The sequence below is a fragment of the Candidatus Thorarchaeota archaeon genome (genome assembly GCA_021498125.1).
GTDB lineage: Archaea > Asgardarchaeota > Thorarchaeia > Thorarchaeales > Thorarchaeaceae > B65-G9.
The window spans coordinates 172,866-193,446 of record JAIZWL010000001.1 but is presented as its reverse complement, the minus strand read 5'-3'; the positions used below and the strand labels follow the sequence as shown (position 1 = coordinate 193,446).

Genomic DNA, 20,581 nt, shown 5'->3' with positions numbered 1-20,581 from the left:
GTGACCCTTGTGAATACTAGTAGACCTATGGAAATATTGCAGAAATCTGTCGGCTCACAAATACTTGTTGAAATCAAGGGTCGAAGAAAACTCAGAGGCCGATTACGTGGATACGACCAACATCTGAACCTCATCATCGAGGACGCAGATGAGATCACTCGTGATTCGGAGAACGGAACCGAGTCTGTCGCCCAAGTCAACACGGTCATAGTGAGAGGCGATAATGTAGTACTCGTATCGCCACCGCCAAAGAGCACCGCACAGGAGTAGAACTATAATGGGAAAAGGCACCCCCTCAAAAGGAAAGAAGAATAATCCACACCATATCAGATGCAGGAGATGCGGTAGAAGAGCATACCATGTACGCCAGAAAAAATGTGCGGCCTGTGGCTATGGTGCCTCCAGTCGACTTAGATCTTACAAGTGGGCTCATAAGAAGGTCAATGGCGTTAGAGTACGGTAATTTTTTACCAAAAATCAAAGTGGTTTCGGCGTGGAAAAGCCCAGACGCATTATTACTACAGGAATAAGTGGGGAACATATCGAGAAATTAGGCGTGGAACTAGCAAAAGGAGCCTTATTGCAAGCCTGTTGAAAAATATGATAGCCACATACTGTTTACAGTTTATAGTGTAAAAATTCGCAGTTTTGACCAATAGATATAAAAAGCAGTTGGTCATTCCTGCAATAACAGTCTGATCGCTTCAGACTGGTTCGCGTGGTGTATTCTAGATGAGAAAAACGAAATTCTTGTCGGTACTCTTTCTATTTGCATTAGTTGCAGTGGCACTGCCCATTGTTGGGACAGTAAATGCATTTGCAACTAGCAGCAACGTGGGAGAGTTAGCACAAGTCACTGGACCCACAGGTGGGGAACAGGCATTTGATCTCCAGCCGTTCACTACCGAGTCCTATGTTCTTGAGTCGGCACATAACTATGCCAATAACTACGATAACACATGGACTATAACAAAGACTGGTGCGACTCAAATTCGAGTTCACTTCACTAGAATAGATGTGGAATACGGATATGACTACGTCTATGTCTATGATGCTAACAATGCACAGCTACACAAACTCACAGGCTCGTACTCTTCAGGTGGTTGGACCCAATGGAGCACTGGAAGCAGCATCAAGGTGCGCCTTGTTACAGACTACTCTGTCACACGATGGGGCTTTGCCATCGATCAGATTGAGTATGAGGGCGGTGGCGGAGGTGGCGGTGGCGGCGACCATGTACTTCAGAGTGGTGTCGCAGCTACAAGCTCTTTGTCTGCAACTGGAGCTACTGAAACTTGGACCATCCAAGTTGACGCTAATGCTAACAACATGCACACCGTTCTGACCTGTGGAAACGCAGACTTCGATGTCTATGGCAAGCTTGGTGCAGCACCTACAACTAGCACATACGATTGGCGTGGCTATACTTATGGCGGCGAGGACGTAAACTTTGCCAACCCTGGTGCAGGAACATGGTATATCATGGTCCGGTCATACAGCGGTTCTGGATCATACTCATTGACTGTCACCATCTCCTATAACGGCGGTGGCGGAGGTGGCGGAGATGCTGAGAAGATCGCAGTGTTCTTCTGGGCTTCCGATGCCGGAACACAGCAAGTAATCAATGAGTACAAGAGTGTTCTACAAAACGAGGGGTACACCAAGTTCTTCGAATTCAAGGACACTACTAATTTCAGAAACGACTTCAACCAAGTTGCAAACTACGAGGACGCTAATGACATAGTGTTCTTCTATCTCTTCGGCCATGGTAGTAATGACGGCTATCACTCAAGCACCGCATTTGCGCCTCAGAGCAGCGTCGTTAGATCCGACGAGTTTCGATCAATGCTGGATACTCTGGACAGCACCAAGGTAGGTCTTCTCATTTCATCCTGTCACTCTGGTGATTGGGCGGATGACATGAGAGGCAGCCATTATCTGGCAATCTCGTCTTCTGATGAAACCCACAACTCTTGGGCGGTCACGACCATTCCAGGTGAGGAGAGGTTTGCTAACTACTTCTGGAACTATGTCAGCCAAGGCTATGATGCAGCAACAGCATACCAAAAAGCAGCGGCTGATCTACCACAGTCTGGAAGCTATGTCCAGAATCCGAAGATCTGCAATGAATGTTCCTACAACTTTTTCGCATAAGTGACTCGAGCTCTAGACACGGCCCATAATCTTAGTTTCATGGTCTGTGTCGCTTCTCTTTTTTTACTGCAAGAATACTTATGAAAACCGAATCCATGCCGTAATTCTTTTAACCATGCCACCAGTATACCGAATCGCAAACAAATGGGCCGGTAGATCAGCCCGGTACATGGTGATAATCTCATCTCATCTGTGAGATTGATGAGAAACGCTTTTGCATACCATGCGGGAAAGATCGCCTCCTTGGCATGGAGGAGGTCGCGAGTTCAAATCTCGCCCGGTCCACCATTAATTACTTCCCAGAGTCAGAGTTAGGATCTGACACCTGCGTTCTACCAGAAATTTAACAGTCAGAACTAGTGTAATTCCAATCAATATGCAGATACCAACTTTTGAACCACCTCAACAGACAGTGAGCCTAGAGGAACTACGGGGCGACCGTCTAATCCTTGATGTAGGAGCTGGGGGCGAAGGGATTGTCGCCCGACTTGGGAGGAGCCGAGTCTGTGCTGTAGATATTCGGATGGATGAGATTCGGGAGGCGCGAATCCATGATCCACCATCTCAATGGCTTGTTGCTGATGGGAGAGATCTTTGTTTTGCCGATAATACCTTTGACATGGTGACATTCTGGTTCTCGTTAGGATATTTTAGGACTGCTGAGAATAAGACACGAGCAATTAGAGAGGCATATAGAGTGCTTCAGAATGGGGGTATTCTGTCCATCAAGGCGGCTCAGATCACTTGTGAAGAAGAGAGGTTCATTTTCCGTGTATTGTATACCTTTCCTGATGGAACACTCTCAAGCGTAGGATATGGTGTAAGAGGGAATCAAGAACAGACCATGAAAAGCATGAGAGAATTGATTGAGGACACAGGATTCGAATGCAAAAGTTGTAAGGATCATGGCCACTGGTTTGAGATCATCGCAGTAAAATAGTATGTTGTCTAATGATTCCAAAACCTTAAAGAGCAGACCGAGTTTTGAGCAGCCAACCAAAGGCCAGGATGATTGACATGAGCCTAGCAGTATGGTGGCGACGCGGTAGTAAACCCGGACTTGTAATCATATTCATCGGTATCGCAGGATTGGTACAGATCCCAATCCTATGGCATGCACAGACATACGTCAAGGTCCTTAGTGCAGAGCTTCAACTCGTTGTCGCATTGGGAGCCATGGCAGTGCTCGCAGGAGCGTATGTCCTAATGGCTGAAGCCATGTATCGTTGGGCAAATATCATGTCTAAGAGAAAGGTACGCAGACGCCAAAGGGCGCAATCCAACTGGCAGACCAAGCTCTCGACCTTTGCACGGAAAACACAAGATATGCCTGCATTTGTTGGGGTGGCACTACTCACAGCAGTGTTTCTCATGTTCTACTTTATCCCGTTTGGAATTGCAGACATCACACAACAACCATCATGGTTGGCTACTCTCGCATTCCTCGACTCACTCTATATCTATCCTATTGCAGTGAACATAGCCGCAGCACTCACAGCAATTATTGCAAGCTATGTCAACTACAAGATCAGATAACATAACACAGATGAGAGTAAAGTTCCACTATATTTATATCTCAATCCAAATCGGTGATGGCTACTGACACATTAACTCAGCCGCGGTAGATCAGCCCGGGATACCGGAGCATTTGCTCTGCGACGGGAGAGATCGCTCGACTGAAGATCGAGTTGTCGTGCGTTCAAATCGCACCCGCGGCACCACACTCTGATGGATATTTTGTTTTTGAAACGCCAAGTCCATAAGACCATTTGATACCATGATTAAATCTACTACAAATTCACAACACTGCTTCGTCAGAAAGACCATCGGACGAGTCTGTTTCCCACAGCCGTGAAGCATTCTTCATTATAAATATAAAATCGGTAACTGAAAAAGCGAATCCAAAGAAGAGCGCCACTAGAGTAAATGGAGAACCAATAATTCCAAGCAAAGACGCAAATAACGCAGGATTCAGACTAAAAATATACAATAATATAACAAAACCGAATGGATTTCCAATCCGTTTACGATGTAGGAAATAATTGTACAAGACAAAGACAAGTCCAAAGTCAACAGGGATCAACAAGAGCAAAATCCATGAGAGATTTGTGCTTATGGGAATATCAGAAAATAGACGCGACATGAGATATAAAAGAATAAATAGATAAAATAGAAGGATAATTCCAAAAATCCGGATTTTCTTTAGAGGCACAGCATGACTCATTATGTGGAACTCCCAATTCTGGGAGAAAATAAGACAATAAATACATATCTCTTGAAATCTGCGATTATTTTAAAGAATAATAAAGGGAGGAAAATACTCCTCCGATCAATCTACAATGAGTCATGCCACCATAATCCACGCCCCTCACGAAAATACCATGACACCTTCAAGATATCAACAATAGTTTGCCAGATGTGCACCATGACAACGATCACAATGGCGCTGGTCCACACACCAAATGCCAGTTGTTGTGACCATGGATTCTCAGTAAAGACCGCAGCCAAGTCGATTACAATCCAATGCCCATTTTCAAAGCCGTAGACACATGCCACAGGGAAGACGTTGACAAGAAGAATTGCAACAATCACACAGGAAATGTTTGCAAGCATCTCAAGAATCAGTATCACATTATTCTCACCAAAGCGATAATAGAAAATGTCCACAAAAGCTGAAAACAATGAAACACCAGCAATTATCAGGAAAAAGGGAAGGAAATCCTCAGAAAAAAGGACAGAAACGAACGGAAGCAATAGAATTATCGGAACGCTAAATCCCATGATAGCATCAATGATAACTTCCTTGCGTGGCTTTTTCCGCAATGCATCTGCACCAATACCAATAAACCGTTCAAAAAACGTGCGTTCTGCTACTGAACGGCGCAAATCAATAACATCTAGACGCTCAACTATAATGAGAGACAATCCAAAACCGATGATGATGATAAGCGAGACCAAGAGAGATCCACTAAAGAACATAGTTACTTCAGGGAATGCGTATGAGGCAATTGTCCATCCTGCTGCAATGGCGAAACCGATACCTGCAAACATGACCGATAGAACTACAAACGGACGGACATACTCCACAGGAATAGGACCGATCTTCTCACCAGATCCTGCGTACTCGCTCGCTACTGCTTTGGGATCCCCCATATGCTCTACGGATAATAGCGCCGATCCTTCAGTCACAGAACCATCCCCCAGCCGTTCTGCCTCTTGGATCAAATGCGTTCTGAGTTCTACAATATATGATTCATCAACCATTGGTAGATACGACCTGACTCGATCAAGATAATCATCGATTGCCTTCATTGCTCTGTTGTTATTCATGTTGACACCTCCTCAATGACGGCTGCCATCCCCTCGGACATCTCAGACCAAATTCGACACATTTCACTTAAAGCAGCACGGCCATCATCCGTTAGTGTATAGTATTTCTTAGGTTTGGCCGGATCATCGTAGTCCCATTCTGCATTCAAAAGATCTCTTTTCTCCATGCGTCGCAATAATGGATACACCGTCCCCTGCTCAAGCGCAAGAAAAGGTGCCTTTTCGCCAAGACTCTTCACAAGCTCATAGCCATACGCTCTGCTACGAGCCAATAGTGCCATTATTGCCAAGGTGACAGCTCCTCGCTTAATCTCCTTAGTCCATCGCACAATCTCATCCTGTACGTGTTTCGACATTGTTAACAGACCTTGCTATGCGTTATTCTGTAGTATATAATGCATTATACTGTATATCATACAGTAGTATGTGATATATAAGGTTTGCGGCCACCAGAGATATTTATGGCATTGGAACGATTCTCAATGAGGCAATCTGCATGAAGAAAGACCAGATCACAGTCAAGGTCAAATTGATACACCCCGATGCAAAGGTGCCGACAAGAGCGAGAGCAGGGGATGTTGCCTTTGATCTCTATTCGTCAGTTGAATATACACTGCAGCCAGGAGAGCGATTTGCAGTTCCAACAGGAATCAGTATTGAGATTCCTGAGGGGTATGAGGGAGAAGTCCGACCCAGAAGTGGCCTTGCAATCAAGCATGGCATAACTGTTCTCAACTCACCAGGAACTATTGACAGTGGCTATCGTGGAGAGGTCAAGTCGATCTTGATCAATCTTGGGACTGATCCGTTCGTCATCGAGAAAGGCATGAGGATCAGTCAGCTTGCCATTAGACCCGTTCCGAATGTTCAGATGGTAGAGACAGATACCCTCTCTGAAACTGAGAGAGGCGAAAGAGGATTTGGAAGTACAGGAATGTAAAGTCACCAAGGATCACTGACAAGGTGCAAAGCAAATGGATCCATCATCTCAGCAAAAGGTGGACGAACAAAAATGTGAATCTTCTCACCACTCTTAAGAACAGGTGGAAAGTTCATGTATCGTATGATCGATAACAGTGTCCTCACTGCCTCAAAGGACCAACCAGTAATATCAATCTCGGAGATACCGGTGTCTAAAGCAGCACGGATAGTCTTTCCAAAGAGAAATTCATCATAGTCTTGCACTATTGGAGCAAGTCGATACATCTCATCTACGGGAGATTCGTCCACATTTACATCCCCAAATACGTTTACTAGTTCCCTTTAGATGCCCCTATTAAAGGTCATCGGAAAAATTGCATACTCACGTTGTAATCGCGACCAATAATGTTTACAAGTAGTAAACTTTTTAATCCTGCAACAGGTTTCAGACCTTGGCGAGCCGCTACTGGCTGCCAATCCATTGGGCCGGTGGTCTAGCCCGGCTATGATCCCGCATTGACAGTGCGGGGATCGCTGGTTCAAAAGCATCGAACTCTGGTTCATGCTGAACAAATCCGGCCCGGCCCACCATTTTTGAAACATTCTATAATGCCAGAGAATTGATTTTTTCACTCAATAGAACATACCACTACGCAGAGGATACTTCTTTTGAAAGAGATCCCGAGCTGATTCTGACAGTTGGTGTGTGATGGATGCGATAGTAGAATCAAGAGTTACAAGATCAGGACGAGTAAAGACAGGACCACTTAGAATGTGATCAATATTCTTACTCTCGACTTCGGAGGGATGGAGCGGCTCCCGCTTTAGAATATCACGTGCCTGTTCCATTGCCAGTGAGTCACCATGAAGTGCCTTGACCAGATTACCAAGATCTGTATTAGATAGGCCACGCAGCCCAAAATCCGGTGCGGATCTGAGATGGGAGATACTCTCAGGGGGAGTACGTAGCTCCATGCCGACTCCCGTGAATTCAGTGGGATTTAGATCAATAAGGCGTAATTGAAATGTAGAATGTGGTCCGAGGACAAGCAGATCTCCAGTCGGTGTATTGAGAACATGCCAGCCTCTTGGCTCCTGAGAATATTGTTTCATAATGCGCTCAATGATTTCTTCGGCCGGTTCTATTTCATTCGCCTTGGTCATGTGATAGTGAAGAACGTAAATCCAGATTAGCCTATTGGTGAGTCACGTGGGCATGAACGTGCTTGTACTACTGCATACGTGTGCTTAGCGCCAAATTCATGGTCGAACCGACAATACTTCACCAAGCGGAGCATCAGTCTCGACTGTGCCTCGAACAATGGGGGTCTCTGACTCAAGACCACTAATCAACTGGGATAGTAAAAGATCAATCTCAGTAGTCTGCTCCTCCCAACCACGAGATGGATCGTAGAGGTCATTGTAGTCGAGCGTATACTTGAATGTAAGAGGTATCCCGCGGATAGGAACACCCACAGCCACCAGCGTCACCCGCCGTAGACGCTTATGATCGTCAATAAACGGCCCACGGAAATACTCCGGTGCATAGGTAACGAGCGCTGCTGCTCTGGCATATCTTCTGAAGTCTTCAATACTCTCAAGACTTACAGGAGGAATGTAAACACTTGTTTCCGGTTTCACGTTTCTCACCAATTCACTGTCTTTCTTTGCTACCCTCCCACCCCTTCGTTTCCAATGGAACACGGAGAGGATTTGGGGCGCCGCAAGGCATTCCTGCCCGCGCACATACAGTATATACTAAACTACATATAAACATATTGGTTCTTTTATTCATTTCGAGTTATATTTGATAAAAGTAAGCTAATTGGAACACGTGTTCTAAATACAAATGGCGCGAAATGAAAAGAGAGATAGGAAGATATTGATCAAAAAAAAGAGTGACACAAGGAGAGTTCTAGAAGGTCTCACATACGTTACGAATACGCACGATTTGCTCAGCCTTTACATGAGCAAAATAGTGAAACAATCTACTGATGACTTCGGAACGGGCACGGGCTGCAATAGACAGGAAGAATGTATAGGCCTTGAGCTCCTGATCCAGAGCTTTGTTACAGACGAACAGACGAGGGTCGGTCTCAGCACGAGCAAGATCGAAAGGAGTAGGATCTGGTGTTTCTTCACCAGAGAGATGGCCTGCGAGTTCAACGGCCTCGACAATACCGCGAGCCATCATATCCTCAATCTTGCTGGCTAATTCCTCCTCTGACTCGGCAAGCAGGGTCAGAAGGGCTTTCACGGTGGTTGTCTGAGCGACCTTTGACGCATCAGTATAGAACTTGTAGTGATTAAGTGTAGTTGCAAGGGCCAATCTAAGCATATGTTGGACTGGACTAACATCCTCTCTCATAGTTGAGAGTAGTACATCCATCAGTCAAATGACTTTCGCTGATGTATTCGTATCAGCAATTAAGATATTTACAAATAATGTCGTACTCGCGGTCATTCATCAGGTCCTTTAGAAGTGGCAGCCCCTCATCAACGAATTTTATGACCGAATGAAGATGCAGACCAGCCTCACGCGCTTTGGCGTCTGCACCCTGCTGACGATCGATGAGTACCGCAATATCGTCGCATTGTACATTACTCAGCCCTCGTGCCTTTACCTCAGCCAGTACCTGTGCACGTGCAACCAGTTTACTCTCAAGACCTGTCACAAGATCGTCAACAAGACAGAGGACATCACCATCCTCGAGAATACCCTCAACAAGGGAGTGCTGACCATATTCTTTTAGAGCCTGAGTAAGGTCGTCCTCAGTCCGTACTCCTGTTAATTTACGAGTGTGAACGGCTGGAAGGCCGGACTCCAGAGAAATGGCGGTAGCAATTGGTATCCCAGCAAAAGCAATGCCGACTAATTTGTTGACATTTGGGATCTCCTCACGAATCAGTGTAGTCATAGCTTGAGCAACCTTTCGCAGCGTTTCGGGAAACGAACTGATGAGGCGTAGTTGAATATAGAACGGACTCCATTTGCCGGAGTGTAGTGTCCAACCATCAGGTCGATCTCGTACGGAGGTAAGAAGCATACGACCATAATAGATGTCACGAATGATATCTTGCTTGAGGGAGGTCCTGATAGACATGAGTAATAGCCTCATTGAGAGGCAATAATTTGAAACACAAGAAGATTGCTATGAACAGCCGCAGTCATAAGGAATCGAACTAATAGAGAACAACATGGTCGAAGAGTCAATCTACTGGCTTCTTGAATCAGCAGGACCGATCATCAGATTCAGGACTATCGTAGACCTGCTTCAATCGCAGGACGTAGGACAGGTTGCCTATGCACTTGATCAGTTACACAGCTCACCTATTGTAAAGACCTGGCTAAATCGTCTAGAACAAGGATTCAAAACAAGTGTGATCTGGTCACAGCAACCAACATCTTTCGGCAATGTCATGGGGAAGTTGGTTCAGATAGGTATGAGAGCCGGACTGCAGCCATTCGATTCGCTGTGTCTTCCAGCACGTGCATGGCTGACTGATGCAATTGAGCGTGACGAGAGAATTCGTGTGACCAAGTCAATGATGGTGGTTGTCAATCATCTCTCACTGGCGGGATATGCCCAGACACGCTACGTGGACAAGATTCTGAGGTATAGACTGAACCTGCTCTATGATCGGAGACCAGGTAAGGTAGATGACAGTTCATTAGCGCTCTCCGCGACATGGTTGGATATTGTGGGAATATTTCATTCCCAACCGATATTGAGTGAACCAGAATGGAGATCCAAGGCAGAGGCCATACTGGAGGACGTTATCAGCGGGCAGACCAGACTCCTGTTGCCAGTACCAGAGATACAGCCACAGACACTCGTCTTGATAGAAACACTTGCAAGATCGCATGTGATCAGAGAGAGTAAATGGTTCAAGACCTTGCTGGATAATGTAGAGAAGTACAGGACTGAGTACGGTCGCTATAGATTCCCCGAGCCCGCCTTGCCAGAAAAGCAAGAGGGCATGTGGATTGACGGAGCATACATGGCATTTGATGATCGTTCACATGAACCGAATGCACTTGAATACGAGTCGACTTTCCGAGCTCTACAAATAAAACAGATCATTAGGAACGCTCCTTAGTAGTGCCTCTAAAGAGAAGTCGCAGAGGTGCATGGCGCTCTATTACGAAGAGAACGAGCGGCAGTGTGAGAGTAGTTGCAAGGAGCAGACGAATCGGCCAGACCGCAATGGCACTAACATCACCATCACCAAGAGCGAGCCCCACAAGAAACACTACTAGAGGGGAGAGATAGAAGACCAATGGATGAAGTTCGTAGACAACTTGGGAATGCTTTCCAAAGAGCGTCATCAACCGATCCAAACAACCACTGTAATATGTGATAATCTGTGAGAGAGAAATGCACATGATTGATCCAAGAAGACCAGCTATCATGTATAGCCAAATGCTGATACCAGTATTATCTACCGCCAAATCAGTGAAACCGTTAATTGTTGAGATGACTAAGAATGTAGGAACACTCAACAAGATGACGATCACGTTCCTTCTGGGGGAAAAGATAACATCCAAACGATCCTTACGGACAAGGCGTATCTCATTGCCTAGGAACATATAGGCGGCAGCGATAAGAATGGCATTTAGATGCCATGGAACAAGAGCCGATCCAAATAGGGACTTGATCCACCAGGCAAGAAGAGAAAGAAGAATAAGCCATAGAAGTCGAACGGGCCGGGCAATTCTCGCAGAGAGCTTATCGAGTACCGCAAAGACCACCAATCCAAAGAAGAGGACGGGGAGAAACCATAGATGTGAAGAGGACATTGGCGGACCGCTCCCATAGAGAAACCAGAAGACAAGTTGTGAGGGAGTGAGGTAGGTCTCAATATATGGTGCCATGGGAATAAACAGAATAATGACTAATGCGTAGAGCAACACGTAGGGGATGAGCAGCTGCCGTCCTCGTACTACAAATAAACGACGCAATTGCTCCCGATATTTTTCATTATGGTACGTGAAACCAGTCACGACAAAGAAGAGTTGTATGGCAAATGCACTAAGATGCGTAGTAATCACGTTCACCATAGGAATCATGGAATGGACAATCATTACTGCGATTATCCCGAGACCTTTCGTGCCATCAATCCAACGAAAACGTGATACAGATTCTACGTTCATTATCCTGTTAGCCTCTTTGCGTATCGCGTCACTTCGGCAAACTTTTTAACGATACTCGTAGCGCTCATTCCGTAGAACTGCGTTCATTATGGTCTTGGACCATATCAACAATGTTCACAATTGCAAGCGCCCGTTGTCTAGGGGCTATGATGGATCCCTGCCAATACCTTAGGAACTTCTTAAGGTCAGCAGAACGGATCCGGCCCGGGTTCGAGACCCTGCATGAATACCATGCAGAGCGATACTCCCGGCGGGCGCACCACTTATTCTCACAAACAATGACTGATTCATCAGACCTGAACTTGAATGACATAATAAAGATTGCAAAAGAGCGGAACCACTATGTCTTGAAAACGGAGAGGGCTGGTGATCAAGACGAGGCGGACTCGACCCACGCAAATTTACGCTGTAGGATTCGGGAATACACTTTACGCCAATCATAATCGACACGTTGGCACCACGAGTAAACGACTTTTGGATGAATATATGACTTGAGAGAAGTTCCAAGATTCCAAGTGCGACTTGATTTAGCAAGCGCCAAATCGGTCTCTATTTTTTGCTTGGCCAGTTTTGCTTTTTGTAGACGGGTCTTAGCACGTTCAACAGCCTGCTGTGCACGAGCGATACGTTCAGCAGAGGCTGCATGAAAATCCTTCAGTGCTTTGCGCTTTGATTCCAGTGAGGCCTTACTATTTTCATACCGTTGGCGTGCCTTGGCCAGTGACTTCACAGCCGCATCATACCGTTCTTTGGCACGAACCACACGTTCTTGGGCATCTGAAAGACGTTCCTTCTTAGATCGAGAAGCCTTACGAGAACTCTCACGTATCTGACGGCGCTGCTCACGTGCTCGGTCCCATGCGAGCTTGGCATTGTCACGTTTTTGGCGCCATGTTTCGACAGAGGACTTGTATTTTTCTACAAGACCCTTCTGCTTCTCGATTGCGGCTTTACGTGAATCTAGAGAAAATCGCTCTTTCTTTCTGCGGGCGGTGAGCTTCTTCTTAGCCTCAGCAACCCCTTGTTCGGCCTTCTTGATCTTAGCAGCCGCTTTACTGATTCGTTCCTTATACCGGGCCTCAGTCTTGGGCCAGCCTTTCGGTGCCTGTTTGGTGTGGTTCATGACCCTTGCGACTTCTAGGTTTGCCCTCTTCACCGCAGCCTTCTTGAGAAAGTCAGGATCGGGTTTTTTAACTCGACTCTGGGCAAGATGTTCCTTCATAGTTGATGTTGCATGAAAAGTTCGGAAGACCTTGGCAGTAAGTCCAGGTACAACCTGACTGAGAAATTTGTTTACATGAGAACTACCGATTTTGGAGAAGATCTGGGCAACCTTTTTCGGGTCAGCCTTGCTTGAACCACCACCTCGGCCCCGAAAGGAGTTTAGCCGCTCCTGAGCATTAGTATACAACTCCTGAAAGACCTGTAGTACTTCAGGAGGCATCTCTAACTCTTTGTGCCACGGAACACTATCCTTCCCTAAGAAATCAAACACAACAGAGTTTCTCTTTATAGTGAGATGCTCCACACGAAGAGTGGTTGCTCCAACAGTGTCGGCCTCGTCGGAGTCCTTTTCGTCACCGACACGCATGCACAGTCTATCTATGAGATAGCAGGCTGCGGCAATCTCCCGAGTACGGGGATTATCAGATTGAAGGCCATCCATAATGTGCTGCCGGATGATGTCAATCTGTTTACCGAGCTTGAGGGCCTTATTGAACTTCTGAGATTCTCGTGCCTGCTTGATAGGAGTACTGTCATGCAGCCAGATGTATTTGGTCTTCCCGGTTAACTTGTCAGTCCATTTGGCAATCCACATGCAGTCAGATGCCCAGATGATCTCCTTCCAATTTCCAGGGGGAACATCTGCATCAGGTGACAAATTCAGCGTGATGCCCTCAGCACGTGCACCTTGCTTCCAGCGGCCTCGGAGTGGATGCGTACCACGTCCCATGAAGATACCCGAGGGTTCAGTCATGTAGGTGGCCAATTCCATTCGTTCACCATCAACAATCGCATAGCCATATTGTTCTTTGAGCCGTTCACGCTCGGCTTTTCGACTCTCTCGTGCTGCCTTCTTCTCTTCTTTAGTCATGGCCTCTTTTGCTGCACGCTCAGCCTCAACGACTTCAATGACCGAAGAGAAATCAACTTCATCAACACTAAGAGGTGGATCAATGTTTAGTGCGGCGCTAAAGTCAATCATGAAGTTCTTAGCAAAGACCGGATCTTCTACATATGGCGTGCCTAATTTTTTGACCCAAGCAACTGCCATTTCTTCTTGTAGCTGGTCCAAAACAATCTTTTGACCACGGGCGACAATCTCCAGACCACGCGGAGAAGGTGGTTGAACAACAAGAATGCCATTATGCTTGAGTGACTTCATGGTTTTCCCGCCGGGATGTGAATCATATGGTACTACTGGATGCCATTGCACATCTTAAAACACGCAAAAAGTGCAAGAACAAAAGCATTGTGTTCATGCCATTATAAGTGGTGATGCCAAAGCTTTCGGATGACTGATAAGAAACAAGAAGTGGTGCGGCCGTCGGGAAACTCGCTCCGCACAGAATTTATGCGGAGAATCGAACCCGAGCCACAGGCTTGGAAGGCCTGCATCCTAACCCCTAGACAACGGCCGCTATAGGACGCATCCAATTTTAGAATCGGATCTCCTATGGAAGAGGTAGGCAAGAGATGCTCTCGATGCTGTAGATTTAAGCATATTGATAGTTGTGCGATTTCCCATACCGCGCCTCAATGTCACACTATGTGAAACGAGAGGATCCCAGTTTCAATCGATAAGAATAGAGCCATAATATCTCTGAACAGACATGCCAGGTCATCATGGTTTCAGAATCAAGGGACACAGCCTTATCGAACAAAGTGGCGATTGAAGGATCGACATCACCATGAGGAAAGGCACCTACTCCGAAGATAACAGGTAGTGACGGGTCTATTGGAAAGTGATCAACAAGATCGTGTAAGGTTGTGGGAGTACCATTCTCGGATGCAAGAAAGACCTGAGCATCAGTATGTTCCGCCTTGAGGGAGGTAAGTAATTCAGGAAGCGTAAGATCGATTATACGAAGCAATGGCTCGCCAGTAGGCGGAACTCTGCCAACAGTGAGGAGCTGTTCGAGAAGGCCAATAAAACGATCATAATGACGGGGAAGACGCACATCAGGCCGAATCTCAATGATACGACCGTCCTGAAGATGTAAATGGATGGTGAGAAGTCCGGCCTTACAGAGGGGGGTCTCAAGAAGGCCCATAAGAGTCAGGAAAGCAATATCGGGTCGGCCCCTTCGCTCCTGATCCGGCAGGTGGACCATTGCCTGCCCATGGCGACTCTGATCAAGAAGAACCGTATTGGGCCGTTTCTTTCGACGAGAACAATATTGTTGAATTGGTTTTAGTGACCGGATTTCAGCGGGGATCACTTCAATAGCAGAGTCTAGAAGAATCATATGGAGCATGGTAAGTCCCTTCTATAATTATGTAAACAGTATTAAGACTTTGACCACTGAGCACATTGAACAGAAACTGAGGAACGAATGGATGCCAGCAAGGAGAAAACCAAAAATCAATACTAAGAAGCTTGCTCGCGAAAGAGTAGATATTCTTTGGAAGCTGGCACAGGCAAAAGCAAAAGAGAATCCGGAATTGGCACGCCAACAAGTGGCAACAGCACGACGCATCTCTAGAAAAGTGAGAAAGAGCCTTCCAAGAGAGATCGGAAGGCGTGTATGTAGAAGATGTGGAACTGTCTTGATTCCGGGGCACAATTGCCGAGTACGTGTGAGACATAATCGAGCAACACATGTTACTGTCACCTGCCTCACATGTGGTGCAATTCGGAGATTTCCGGTCAGAAGACAACGTTAATCAAGCAATTGTTCAAGATTGCATGACAGCCATGACAGACAAGCGGAAGCCCGACACAGAAAAAATTGGCAGTACTTGGCAAGAGAGCGCAATGATGCAGATCGGTAAGGCGGGTCTCACTGACGGAATCGTCAAAGAGGCAAAGCGTCTTCTCAAGAAGCACAGATACATCAAGGTTCGCGCCCTCCGTACTTCAACGGACGAGCACTATAAACGAACTCTGTTTGAAGAACTCTGCCAACGTACTGGAGCTGAACTCGCGGGAGTACGAGGCAACACAGCAGTGATCTACAGGTTACGATAAGATAAAAACAGGTCTCAACGATAATCTTTTATGCGGACTCTAGGTTGCGAGTCCAGCCTTCTGAGGTGGGCTGCCTGCCCAGTTAATGTGCGGTGCCCTCGCTCAATAAAAATGGTGACTGACAAATGCCCACGATCTATGATATACCGGCCAACATTCTCATTCGCCGACTCGCTCAGGAGCTGAAGACCCGTAAGGAGATTCAACCGCCTGAATGGGCCTCTTATGTGAAGACAGGTGCTCATAAAGAGAGAGCGCCAGATGATACCGAGTGGTGGTACACCAGAAGTGCCAGCATTCTTAGAAAGATCTACTTGAGAGGACCGATTGGTACACAGAGGTTACGCGTTGAATACGGTGGCCGAAAGAGACGAGGTACTAAACCAAACAGGTTTCAAAAAGGCAGTGGCGCAATTGTCAGGAATATTCTGCAACAACTAGAACGAGCAGGATTCGTAAAGCGTAGAGGCAATAAGGGTCGAGAACTTACAGATATCGGCAGGTCGTTTATGGACAAGCTGGCATCAATGATCAAACAAGAACTCGAGAAGGCTATTCCGGAATTAAGTAGGTACTGATCCACAAAGTGGTGAACAAAGTGAGTGAAGATGAGCTTGAGGCCATTCGTCAGCGAAAGATTGCGGCTCTTAAAGAGCAAGCACTTCACCAGCAGGCGGCTGAGCAGAGAGCTGCTGAGATAGATGCACAAAAAGAGGCAATACTCAGACAAATTCTCACTCCAGAGGCACGAGCTCGTCTGACAAACGTCAGAATGGTGAAACCACAATTTGCCGAACAGATCGAACTCCAGCTTATCCAGCTGGCTAGTGCAGGCAGACTCAGAGAAAAAGTCACAGACGAACAATTAAAGAAACTCTTGCAACAGATTGCAGGAAAAGAACGTGAACCAAAAATCACATTCAGATGAACGTGTTAGCTGCACGAGGTGAAGATATGGCAAGAAATAAGCCGTTGGCGAAAAAATTGAGGCTGGCCAAGGCCCTAAAGAGTAACAACAGCGTTCCCACATGGGTTGTCATGAAATCAGGTGGGAAACTGAGAAGAACACCCGCGCAGCGGAACTGGCGCGAGACAAAACTGAAGCGGTAGCCTGGTGAAAAGAAATGACTCCCGAAGAATCAACAGAAACGGAAGAGCTGGAAGAACTCCCTGAGACAGAGGAGATAGAGGCTGAAGAGTCGCCCACAGAAGAGAAGAAGACTGAGGCCACTAAAGCTCCCGCAGAAGCGCCAGAGGAAGAGGAAGAAGAGGAAGAGATCGTCGAAGAACGGATCTATACTGTTCCACTGCGCAAGGCATACTGGACCGGAAGCAGACTCCGTAGAGCAAAACGAGCTGTACGGATTCTCAAAGAGTTTGTCGAGCGACACATGAAGCCGGAGGAACTCAACATCCATCCAGATGTCAATGAGAGAATTTGGTCTCGCGGGATTCAGAAACCGCCTCGCCGTATTCGCATCAGGGTGACCAAGAATACAGATAACCTCGTGCGAGTATATCTAGCGGAGGGATAGCCTACGCCAATCGCCCGTACGGACTTCGAGGGCGATTCGAATGTTGGCGCTTTTGCGATCGCCACTGACCGATTCGTGTTCGTCTCCCCAAACATGTCTGAGAAGTCATTAGGGATAATCAGAGACACGTTTCTAGACCTCCCACTGATACAATCTACTGTGGCAACATTAGATGCCGTCGGAATAATGGCATGCGCCAACTCTCACGGAATTATTCTCCCGTATACAGTATCTGATGAGGAACTGGCCACACTCAAGAGGGAGGCTGAGAATATTATAGTCGACTGGATTGACAGCAAGATGACTGCGCTTGGCAATATTGTTTTGGCAAATGACAATGGCGCAATTTGCCATCCAGATTTCGACAAGGCTGCACAACGCAAAATAGCGGATGTGCTAGATGTAGAAGTTGTGCCAGGAACCGTGGCCAGACTGCCTATTGTGGGATCGAACACGATAGCAACGGCCAATGGGGCGGTGGCACATCCATTGACAACTACAGAAGAACTGGAACTTGTAACAGAGCTGTTAAAAGTGGATGTAGAGATGGGGACTGTGAACAGAGGCAGTCCGTACATCCATCTGGGAATTGTGGCCAATAGTGAAGGGATGATTGCGGGCTCTGAGACCACAGGTGTTGAGCTAGCAAACATCTCACAGGCCTTAGGATTCGTCTAAAGAGGTGAATAGTATGAGTGCAAAAGTGTGGCGCGTATCTGGCGAGTATTTCAAACTAAAGAGAAAATTCGCGTTCAGTAAAGAACTGGTATCTATGAACAAAGAACGAGCAAGAGAGAGAGTTCTCTCAGAGCTTGGTAGCCAACACAGAGTCAAGCGAAGAGATATCAGGATCAAAGATATCAAAGAGATCAAACCTGAAGAAGCGCACAGTTTAGAATTGCGAAGATTACTTGGAGTGGAGAGCACCCAATAATGACAGAAGAGCAGCAGAGGGCTTTTCAACAACTCTCGGCGGAGCAACAATTTGTCACTTCGAATATCGACCTTATCCGTCAACAGATGGATATCACACGAGCATACTTGCATGATATGCAGATGGGACTAAGAACGTTAGATGAACTCAAGAGCCATCAGGCCGACGAGGAAGTCCTCATGAGCATAGGTGGAGGAATGCTTGTTACAGCAAAGCTTGTTAAACCGGGGAAGGTCATAAGGGATGCAGGAAGCGGTGTCAAGATCGAGGCGACCATAGACCAAGCAATAGAACGATCAAAAGAACTGATTGCGACCCTTGAGAGCCAGTATCAGAATCTTGAGAGAGAACTGGAGAAGCTCACTGCACACGCAACTAATCTGGACACTCAACTTAGAGACTTGCTCGCGAAAGTTCAGCCCAGGAAGTGATTTCGTGTTCGACAAGATGCGAACTGCACTTGATTCTGCAATCACAAAGGCCACGACTAAAGAGCTTAATGAGAAGAATCTCGCCGATGCCGTCTGGGAGCTGCAGATGGTATTGATACAAAATGATGTGGCTGTGGAAGTGGCTGAACGCATCTGCAATCTCACAAAACAGAGGATACTGGGAACCAGAACGGGGCGTTTCGAGAATCTAGTCAAACTCTTCAAGAACGCAATTTATGAGGCAATTCTTGAGGTACTCACTCCTGAGAGACCGGTCGATATTCTTGAGTTTGTCCAGCAGAAGAAAGCACAGGGCGAACCGGCCATTCTTATGTTTGTGGGGGTCAATGGTACAGGAAAGACAACAACCCTTGCAAAGATGACGTATCTGCTCAAAAATAATGGATTCTCGGTCGTGATAGCAGCAGCTGATACATACCGTGCAGGAAGCATCGAACAGATCGAGACCCATGCCCAGAGGTTAGGGGTCAGAGTGATAAAACAAGACTATGGAGCAGATGCGGCTGCTGTGGCATATGATGCAGTGGCTCATGCCAGAGCAAAAAGAATCAATGTAGTACTCATTGATACTGCTGGAAGAATGCAGAACAACAAGAACCTCTTGGCCGAGATGGCAAAGATAGCAAGAGTGACAGAACCGGATTTGAAGATCTTTGTAGGCGATGCGCTGGCCGGAAATGATGTTCTGTCTCAAGTCCAAGAATTTCATAAAGCCATTCAGATCGACGGGGCAATTTTGACAAAGGTTGATGCTGACCCATCAGGAGGCGCTGCCCTATCAATCGCCTTTGTGACCGGCAGCCCAATTGTGTATGTAGGAATTGGCCAAGAATATCCGGATCTTAGACCATTCGATTCTGAGTGGTTTGCCCAGCGATTGGTTGGTGGAATGTGATTCACTGGTCCCATGGTCAATTTTATTACAAGGCTCACAGGTGCAAAGCAACAAGCCTTCACATGGAGAGGTAATGAAATTGAGCCTTAAAGGAAGAAACTTCATAGATTTATCCCATTTTGAGAGATACGAGCTGCGTAGAATTCTGAATACAGGTCATGATCTCAAACGCAAACAGATGCGTGGTGAGCCTCATGAAATACTTCGAGGAAAGAGCCTCGCTATGATCTTCATGAAGTCATCCACCCGGACAAGAGTATCGTTTGAGGTGGGAATGACACAACTTGGTGGTCATGCATTGTATTTACAACCAAGTGGAACACAGCTCGGACGTGGTGAGACCGTTGGCGATACTGCACAGGTCTTGAGCAGATATTGTGATGCAATCATGGCTCGCGTCTATGGTCATGACGATATTGTCGAACTTGCCAAACACGCCACCGTTCCTGTTATCAATGGCCTATCAGACTTTTTGCACCCCTGTCAGATCATGGCCGACATGATGACAATCGAGGAACATAAAGGTCATCTTGAAGGCTTAAAGATTGCATATGTTGGCGACTCTAACAACGTCAGCAATTCAATCATGCAGGGCTGCACCATCATGGGAATGGATGTGACAATCGGATCACCCAAGGGATATACACCATCAGAAGATATAATGAAACGCGCAACTGAATTAAGTGAGAAATACGATACAACCCTAGAGGTCGTCACTGATCCCTTTGAGGCTGTAAAGAATGCAGATGTGATCTACACTGACACGTTCTTCAGCATGGGACAAGAACGCTCAGAGGCAAAGGAAGCAGCACTGATGCCATTCCAAGTCAATCAAGCACTTGTCGATGCAGCAAAACGGGATGTTATCGTCATGCACTGTCTTCCGGCCCATAGAAACGAAGAAATAACCGATGAGGTCATGGATGGGCCCCATAGTGTTGTATTCGATGAGGCGGAAAACCGACTTCATGCACAAAAGGCCATTTTGGCATTATTAATGTGAGAGGAAAAAT

29 protein-coding genes and 5 tRNA genes are annotated in these 20,581 nt (G+C 46.5%); 22 read left to right on the top strand and 12 right to left on the bottom strand.

What is annotated here, in order from left to right:
- Positions 1-27: 27 nt before the first annotated feature.
- From K9W43_01115 to K9W43_01085, 7 genes are all read left to right on the top strand, one after another.
- Positions 28-270 (top strand): RNA-binding protein, encoded by a 243-nt coding sequence (locus K9W43_01115; protein MCF2135814.1) that lies wholly within the window; start codon positions 28-30, stop codon positions 268-270.
- Positions 271-277: 7 nt separating this feature from the next.
- On the top strand, positions 278-463 hold the full coding sequence (locus K9W43_01110; GenBank protein ID MCF2135813.1) for a 50S ribosomal protein L37e: 186 nt from the start codon (positions 278-280) through the stop codon (positions 461-463).
- A gap of 269 nt (positions 464-732) precedes the next feature.
- The gene (locus K9W43_01105) at positions 733-2,154 is read left to right on the top strand and encodes a pre-peptidase C-terminal domain-containing protein (protein ID MCF2135812.1); all 1,422 of its coding nucleotides are present in this window, start codon (positions 733-735) and stop codon (positions 2,152-2,154) included.
- Positions 2,155-2,300: 146 nt separating this feature from the next.
- A tRNA-Ala gene (locus K9W43_01100) sits at positions 2,301-2,442 on the top strand.
- An 88-nt stretch (positions 2,443-2,530) separates the two neighbouring features.
- A complete protein-coding gene (locus K9W43_01095) occupies positions 2,531-3,094 on the top strand; it encodes a class I SAM-dependent methyltransferase (protein MCF2135811.1) in 564 nt (187 codons plus the stop codon).
- 77 nt (positions 3,095-3,171) lie between these two features.
- On the top strand, positions 3,172-3,690 hold the full coding sequence (locus tag K9W43_01090; GenBank protein ID MCF2135810.1) for a hypothetical protein: 519 nt from the start codon (positions 3,172-3,174) through the stop codon (positions 3,688-3,690).
- Positions 3,691-3,769: 79 nt separating this feature from the next.
- Positions 3,770-3,875: transfer RNA gene (locus tag K9W43_01085), tRNA-Phe, on the top strand.
- Between the two features lie 77 nt (positions 3,876-3,952).
- Here the strand turns inward: K9W43_01085 and K9W43_01080 are convergent.
- The 3 genes from K9W43_01080 to K9W43_01070 form a co-directional block, all read right to left on the bottom strand.
- Entirely contained in the window at positions 3,953-4,378 is a 426-nt protein-coding gene (locus tag K9W43_01080) for a hypothetical protein (protein ID MCF2135809.1), read from the bottom strand.
- A 110-nt stretch (positions 4,379-4,488) separates the two neighbouring features.
- Positions 4,489-5,484 carry a hypothetical protein gene (locus K9W43_01075; protein ID MCF2135808.1) on the bottom strand — a complete coding sequence of 332 codons (996 nt, stop codon included), beginning with the start codon at positions 5,482-5,484 and terminating at the stop codon, positions 4,489-4,491.
- On the bottom strand, positions 5,481-5,840 hold the full coding sequence (locus K9W43_01070) for a PadR family transcriptional regulator (GenBank protein MCF2135807.1): 360 nt from the start codon (positions 5,838-5,840) through the stop codon (positions 5,481-5,483). Before K9W43_01070 ends, K9W43_01075 begins: the two co-directional genes overlap by 4 nt.
- Positions 5,841-5,980: 140 nt before the next feature.
- On the opposite strand from K9W43_01070, the gene dut reads away from it, so the two are divergent.
- Positions 5,981-6,424: a dUTP diphosphatase gene (gene dut / locus K9W43_01065; GenBank protein MCF2135806.1), complete on the top strand. Its 444-nt coding sequence runs from the start codon at positions 5,981-5,983 to the stop codon at positions 6,422-6,424.
- 2 nt (positions 6,425-6,426) lie between these two features.
- On the opposite strand, the gene K9W43_01060 is transcribed toward dut, so the two are convergent.
- Positions 6,427-6,714 (bottom strand): hypothetical protein, encoded by a 288-nt coding sequence (locus K9W43_01060; GenBank protein MCF2135805.1) that lies wholly within the window; start codon positions 6,712-6,714, stop codon positions 6,427-6,429.
- Between the two features lie 174 nt (positions 6,715-6,888).
- On the opposite strand from K9W43_01060, the gene K9W43_01055 reads away from it, so the two are divergent.
- Positions 6,889-6,996, top strand: a tRNA-Val gene (locus tag K9W43_01055).
- 42 nt (positions 6,997-7,038) lie between these two features.
- On the opposite strand, the gene K9W43_01050 is transcribed toward K9W43_01055, so the two are convergent.
- The 4 genes from K9W43_01050 to K9W43_01035 form a co-directional block, all read right to left on the bottom strand.
- Positions 7,039-7,569, bottom strand: a complete 531-nt coding sequence (locus tag K9W43_01050; protein ID MCF2135804.1) for a hypothetical protein — start codon at positions 7,567-7,569, stop codon at positions 7,039-7,041.
- A gap of 96 nt (positions 7,570-7,665) precedes the next feature.
- Positions 7,666-8,046, bottom strand: coding sequence for a hypothetical protein (locus tag K9W43_01045; GenBank protein MCF2135803.1), 381 nt, complete (start codon positions 8,044-8,046; stop codon positions 7,666-7,668).
- A gap of 274 nt (positions 8,047-8,320) precedes the next feature.
- Complete coding sequence (locus K9W43_01040) at positions 8,321-8,773, bottom strand: hypothetical protein (GenBank protein MCF2135802.1); 453 nt, start codon at positions 8,771-8,773, stop codon at positions 8,321-8,323.
- A 52-nt stretch (positions 8,774-8,825) separates the two neighbouring features.
- The gene (locus tag K9W43_01035; GenBank protein ID MCF2135801.1) at positions 8,826-9,509 is read right to left on the bottom strand and encodes a hypothetical protein; all 684 of its coding nucleotides are present in this window, start codon (positions 9,507-9,509) and stop codon (positions 8,826-8,828) included.
- 94 nt (positions 9,510-9,603) lie between these two features.
- On the opposite strand from K9W43_01035, the gene K9W43_01030 reads away from it, so the two are divergent.
- Positions 9,604-10,506, top strand: coding sequence for a hypothetical protein (locus tag K9W43_01030; GenBank protein MCF2135800.1), 903 nt, complete (start codon positions 9,604-9,606; stop codon positions 10,504-10,506).
- Here the strand turns inward: K9W43_01030 and K9W43_01025 are convergent.
- Positions 10,490-11,560, bottom strand: coding sequence for an acyltransferase (locus K9W43_01025; GenBank protein ID MCF2135799.1), 1,071 nt, complete (start codon positions 11,558-11,560; stop codon positions 10,490-10,492). The two genes, K9W43_01030 and K9W43_01025, sit on opposite strands and share 17 nt — an antisense overlap.
- Before the next feature lie 126 nt (positions 11,561-11,686).
- On the opposite strand from K9W43_01025, the gene K9W43_01020 reads away from it, so the two are divergent.
- Positions 11,687-11,822: transfer RNA gene (locus K9W43_01020), tRNA-Gly, on the top strand.
- 108 nt (positions 11,823-11,930) lie between these two features.
- Here the strand turns inward: K9W43_01020 and K9W43_01015 are convergent.
- The 3 genes from K9W43_01015 to K9W43_01005 form a co-directional block, all read right to left on the bottom strand.
- On the bottom strand, positions 11,931-13,946 hold the full coding sequence (locus K9W43_01015; protein ID MCF2135798.1) for a DNA topoisomerase I: 2,016 nt from the start codon (positions 13,944-13,946) through the stop codon (positions 11,931-11,933).
- Between the two features lie 151 nt (positions 13,947-14,097).
- Positions 14,098-14,202 (bottom strand) — tRNA-Gly (locus tag K9W43_01010).
- Between the two features lie 126 nt (positions 14,203-14,328).
- Positions 14,329-15,039: a hypothetical protein gene (locus K9W43_01005; GenBank protein ID MCF2135797.1), complete on the bottom strand. Its 711-nt coding sequence runs from the start codon at positions 15,037-15,039 to the stop codon at positions 14,329-14,331.
- Between the two features lie 82 nt (positions 15,040-15,121).
- On the opposite strand from K9W43_01005, the gene K9W43_01000 reads away from it, so the two are divergent.
- From K9W43_01000 to argF, 11 genes are all read left to right on the top strand, one after another.
- A complete protein-coding gene (locus tag K9W43_01000) occupies positions 15,122-15,448 on the top strand; it encodes a hypothetical protein (protein ID MCF2135796.1) in 327 nt (108 codons plus the stop codon).
- Between the two features lie 31 nt (positions 15,449-15,479).
- Positions 15,480-15,752 carry a YhbY family RNA-binding protein gene (locus tag K9W43_00995; GenBank protein ID MCF2135795.1) on the top strand — a complete coding sequence of 91 codons (273 nt, stop codon included), beginning with the start codon at positions 15,480-15,482 and terminating at the stop codon, positions 15,750-15,752.
- Positions 15,753-15,877: 125 nt separating this feature from the next.
- The gene (locus K9W43_00990; GenBank protein MCF2135794.1) at positions 15,878-16,330 is read left to right on the top strand and encodes a 30S ribosomal protein S19e; all 453 of its coding nucleotides are present in this window, start codon (positions 15,878-15,880) and stop codon (positions 16,328-16,330) included.
- Between the two features lie 11 nt (positions 16,331-16,341).
- Entirely contained in the window at positions 16,342-16,680 is a 339-nt protein-coding gene (locus K9W43_00985) for a DNA-binding protein (GenBank protein ID MCF2135793.1), read from the top strand.
- A gap of 26 nt (positions 16,681-16,706) precedes the next feature.
- Positions 16,707-16,862 carry a 50S ribosomal protein L39e gene (locus K9W43_00980; GenBank protein ID MCF2135792.1) on the top strand — a complete coding sequence of 52 codons (156 nt, stop codon included), beginning with the start codon at positions 16,707-16,709 and terminating at the stop codon, positions 16,860-16,862.
- 14 nt (positions 16,863-16,876) lie between these two features.
- Positions 16,877-17,287 carry a 60S ribosomal protein L31 gene (locus K9W43_00975; GenBank protein ID MCF2135791.1) on the top strand — a complete coding sequence of 137 codons (411 nt, stop codon included), beginning with the start codon at positions 16,877-16,879 and terminating at the stop codon, positions 17,285-17,287.
- A gap of 9 nt (positions 17,288-17,296) precedes the next feature.
- Complete coding sequence (locus tag K9W43_00970; protein MCF2135790.1) at positions 17,297-17,965, top strand: translation initiation factor IF-6; 669 nt, start codon at positions 17,297-17,299, stop codon at positions 17,963-17,965.
- Positions 17,966-17,978: 13 nt separating this feature from the next.
- Positions 17,979-18,221, top strand: a complete 243-nt coding sequence (locus K9W43_00965) for a 50S ribosomal protein L18a (protein MCF2135789.1) — start codon at positions 17,979-17,981, stop codon at positions 18,219-18,221.
- Positions 18,221-18,652 carry a prefoldin subunit alpha gene (gene pfdA, locus K9W43_00960; protein MCF2135788.1) on the top strand — a complete coding sequence of 144 codons (432 nt, stop codon included), beginning with the start codon at positions 18,221-18,223 and terminating at the stop codon, positions 18,650-18,652. Before K9W43_00965 ends, pfdA begins: the two co-directional genes overlap by 1 nt.
- Positions 18,653-18,668: 16 nt before the next feature.
- Entirely contained in the window at positions 18,669-19,568 is a 900-nt protein-coding gene (gene ftsY / locus K9W43_00955; protein MCF2135787.1) for a signal recognition particle-docking protein FtsY, read from the top strand.
- A 73-nt stretch (positions 19,569-19,641) separates the two neighbouring features.
- Entirely contained in the window at positions 19,642-20,571 is a 930-nt protein-coding gene (gene argF, locus K9W43_00950; protein ID MCF2135786.1) for an ornithine carbamoyltransferase, read from the top strand.
- Positions 20,572-20,581 lie beyond the last annotated feature (10 nt).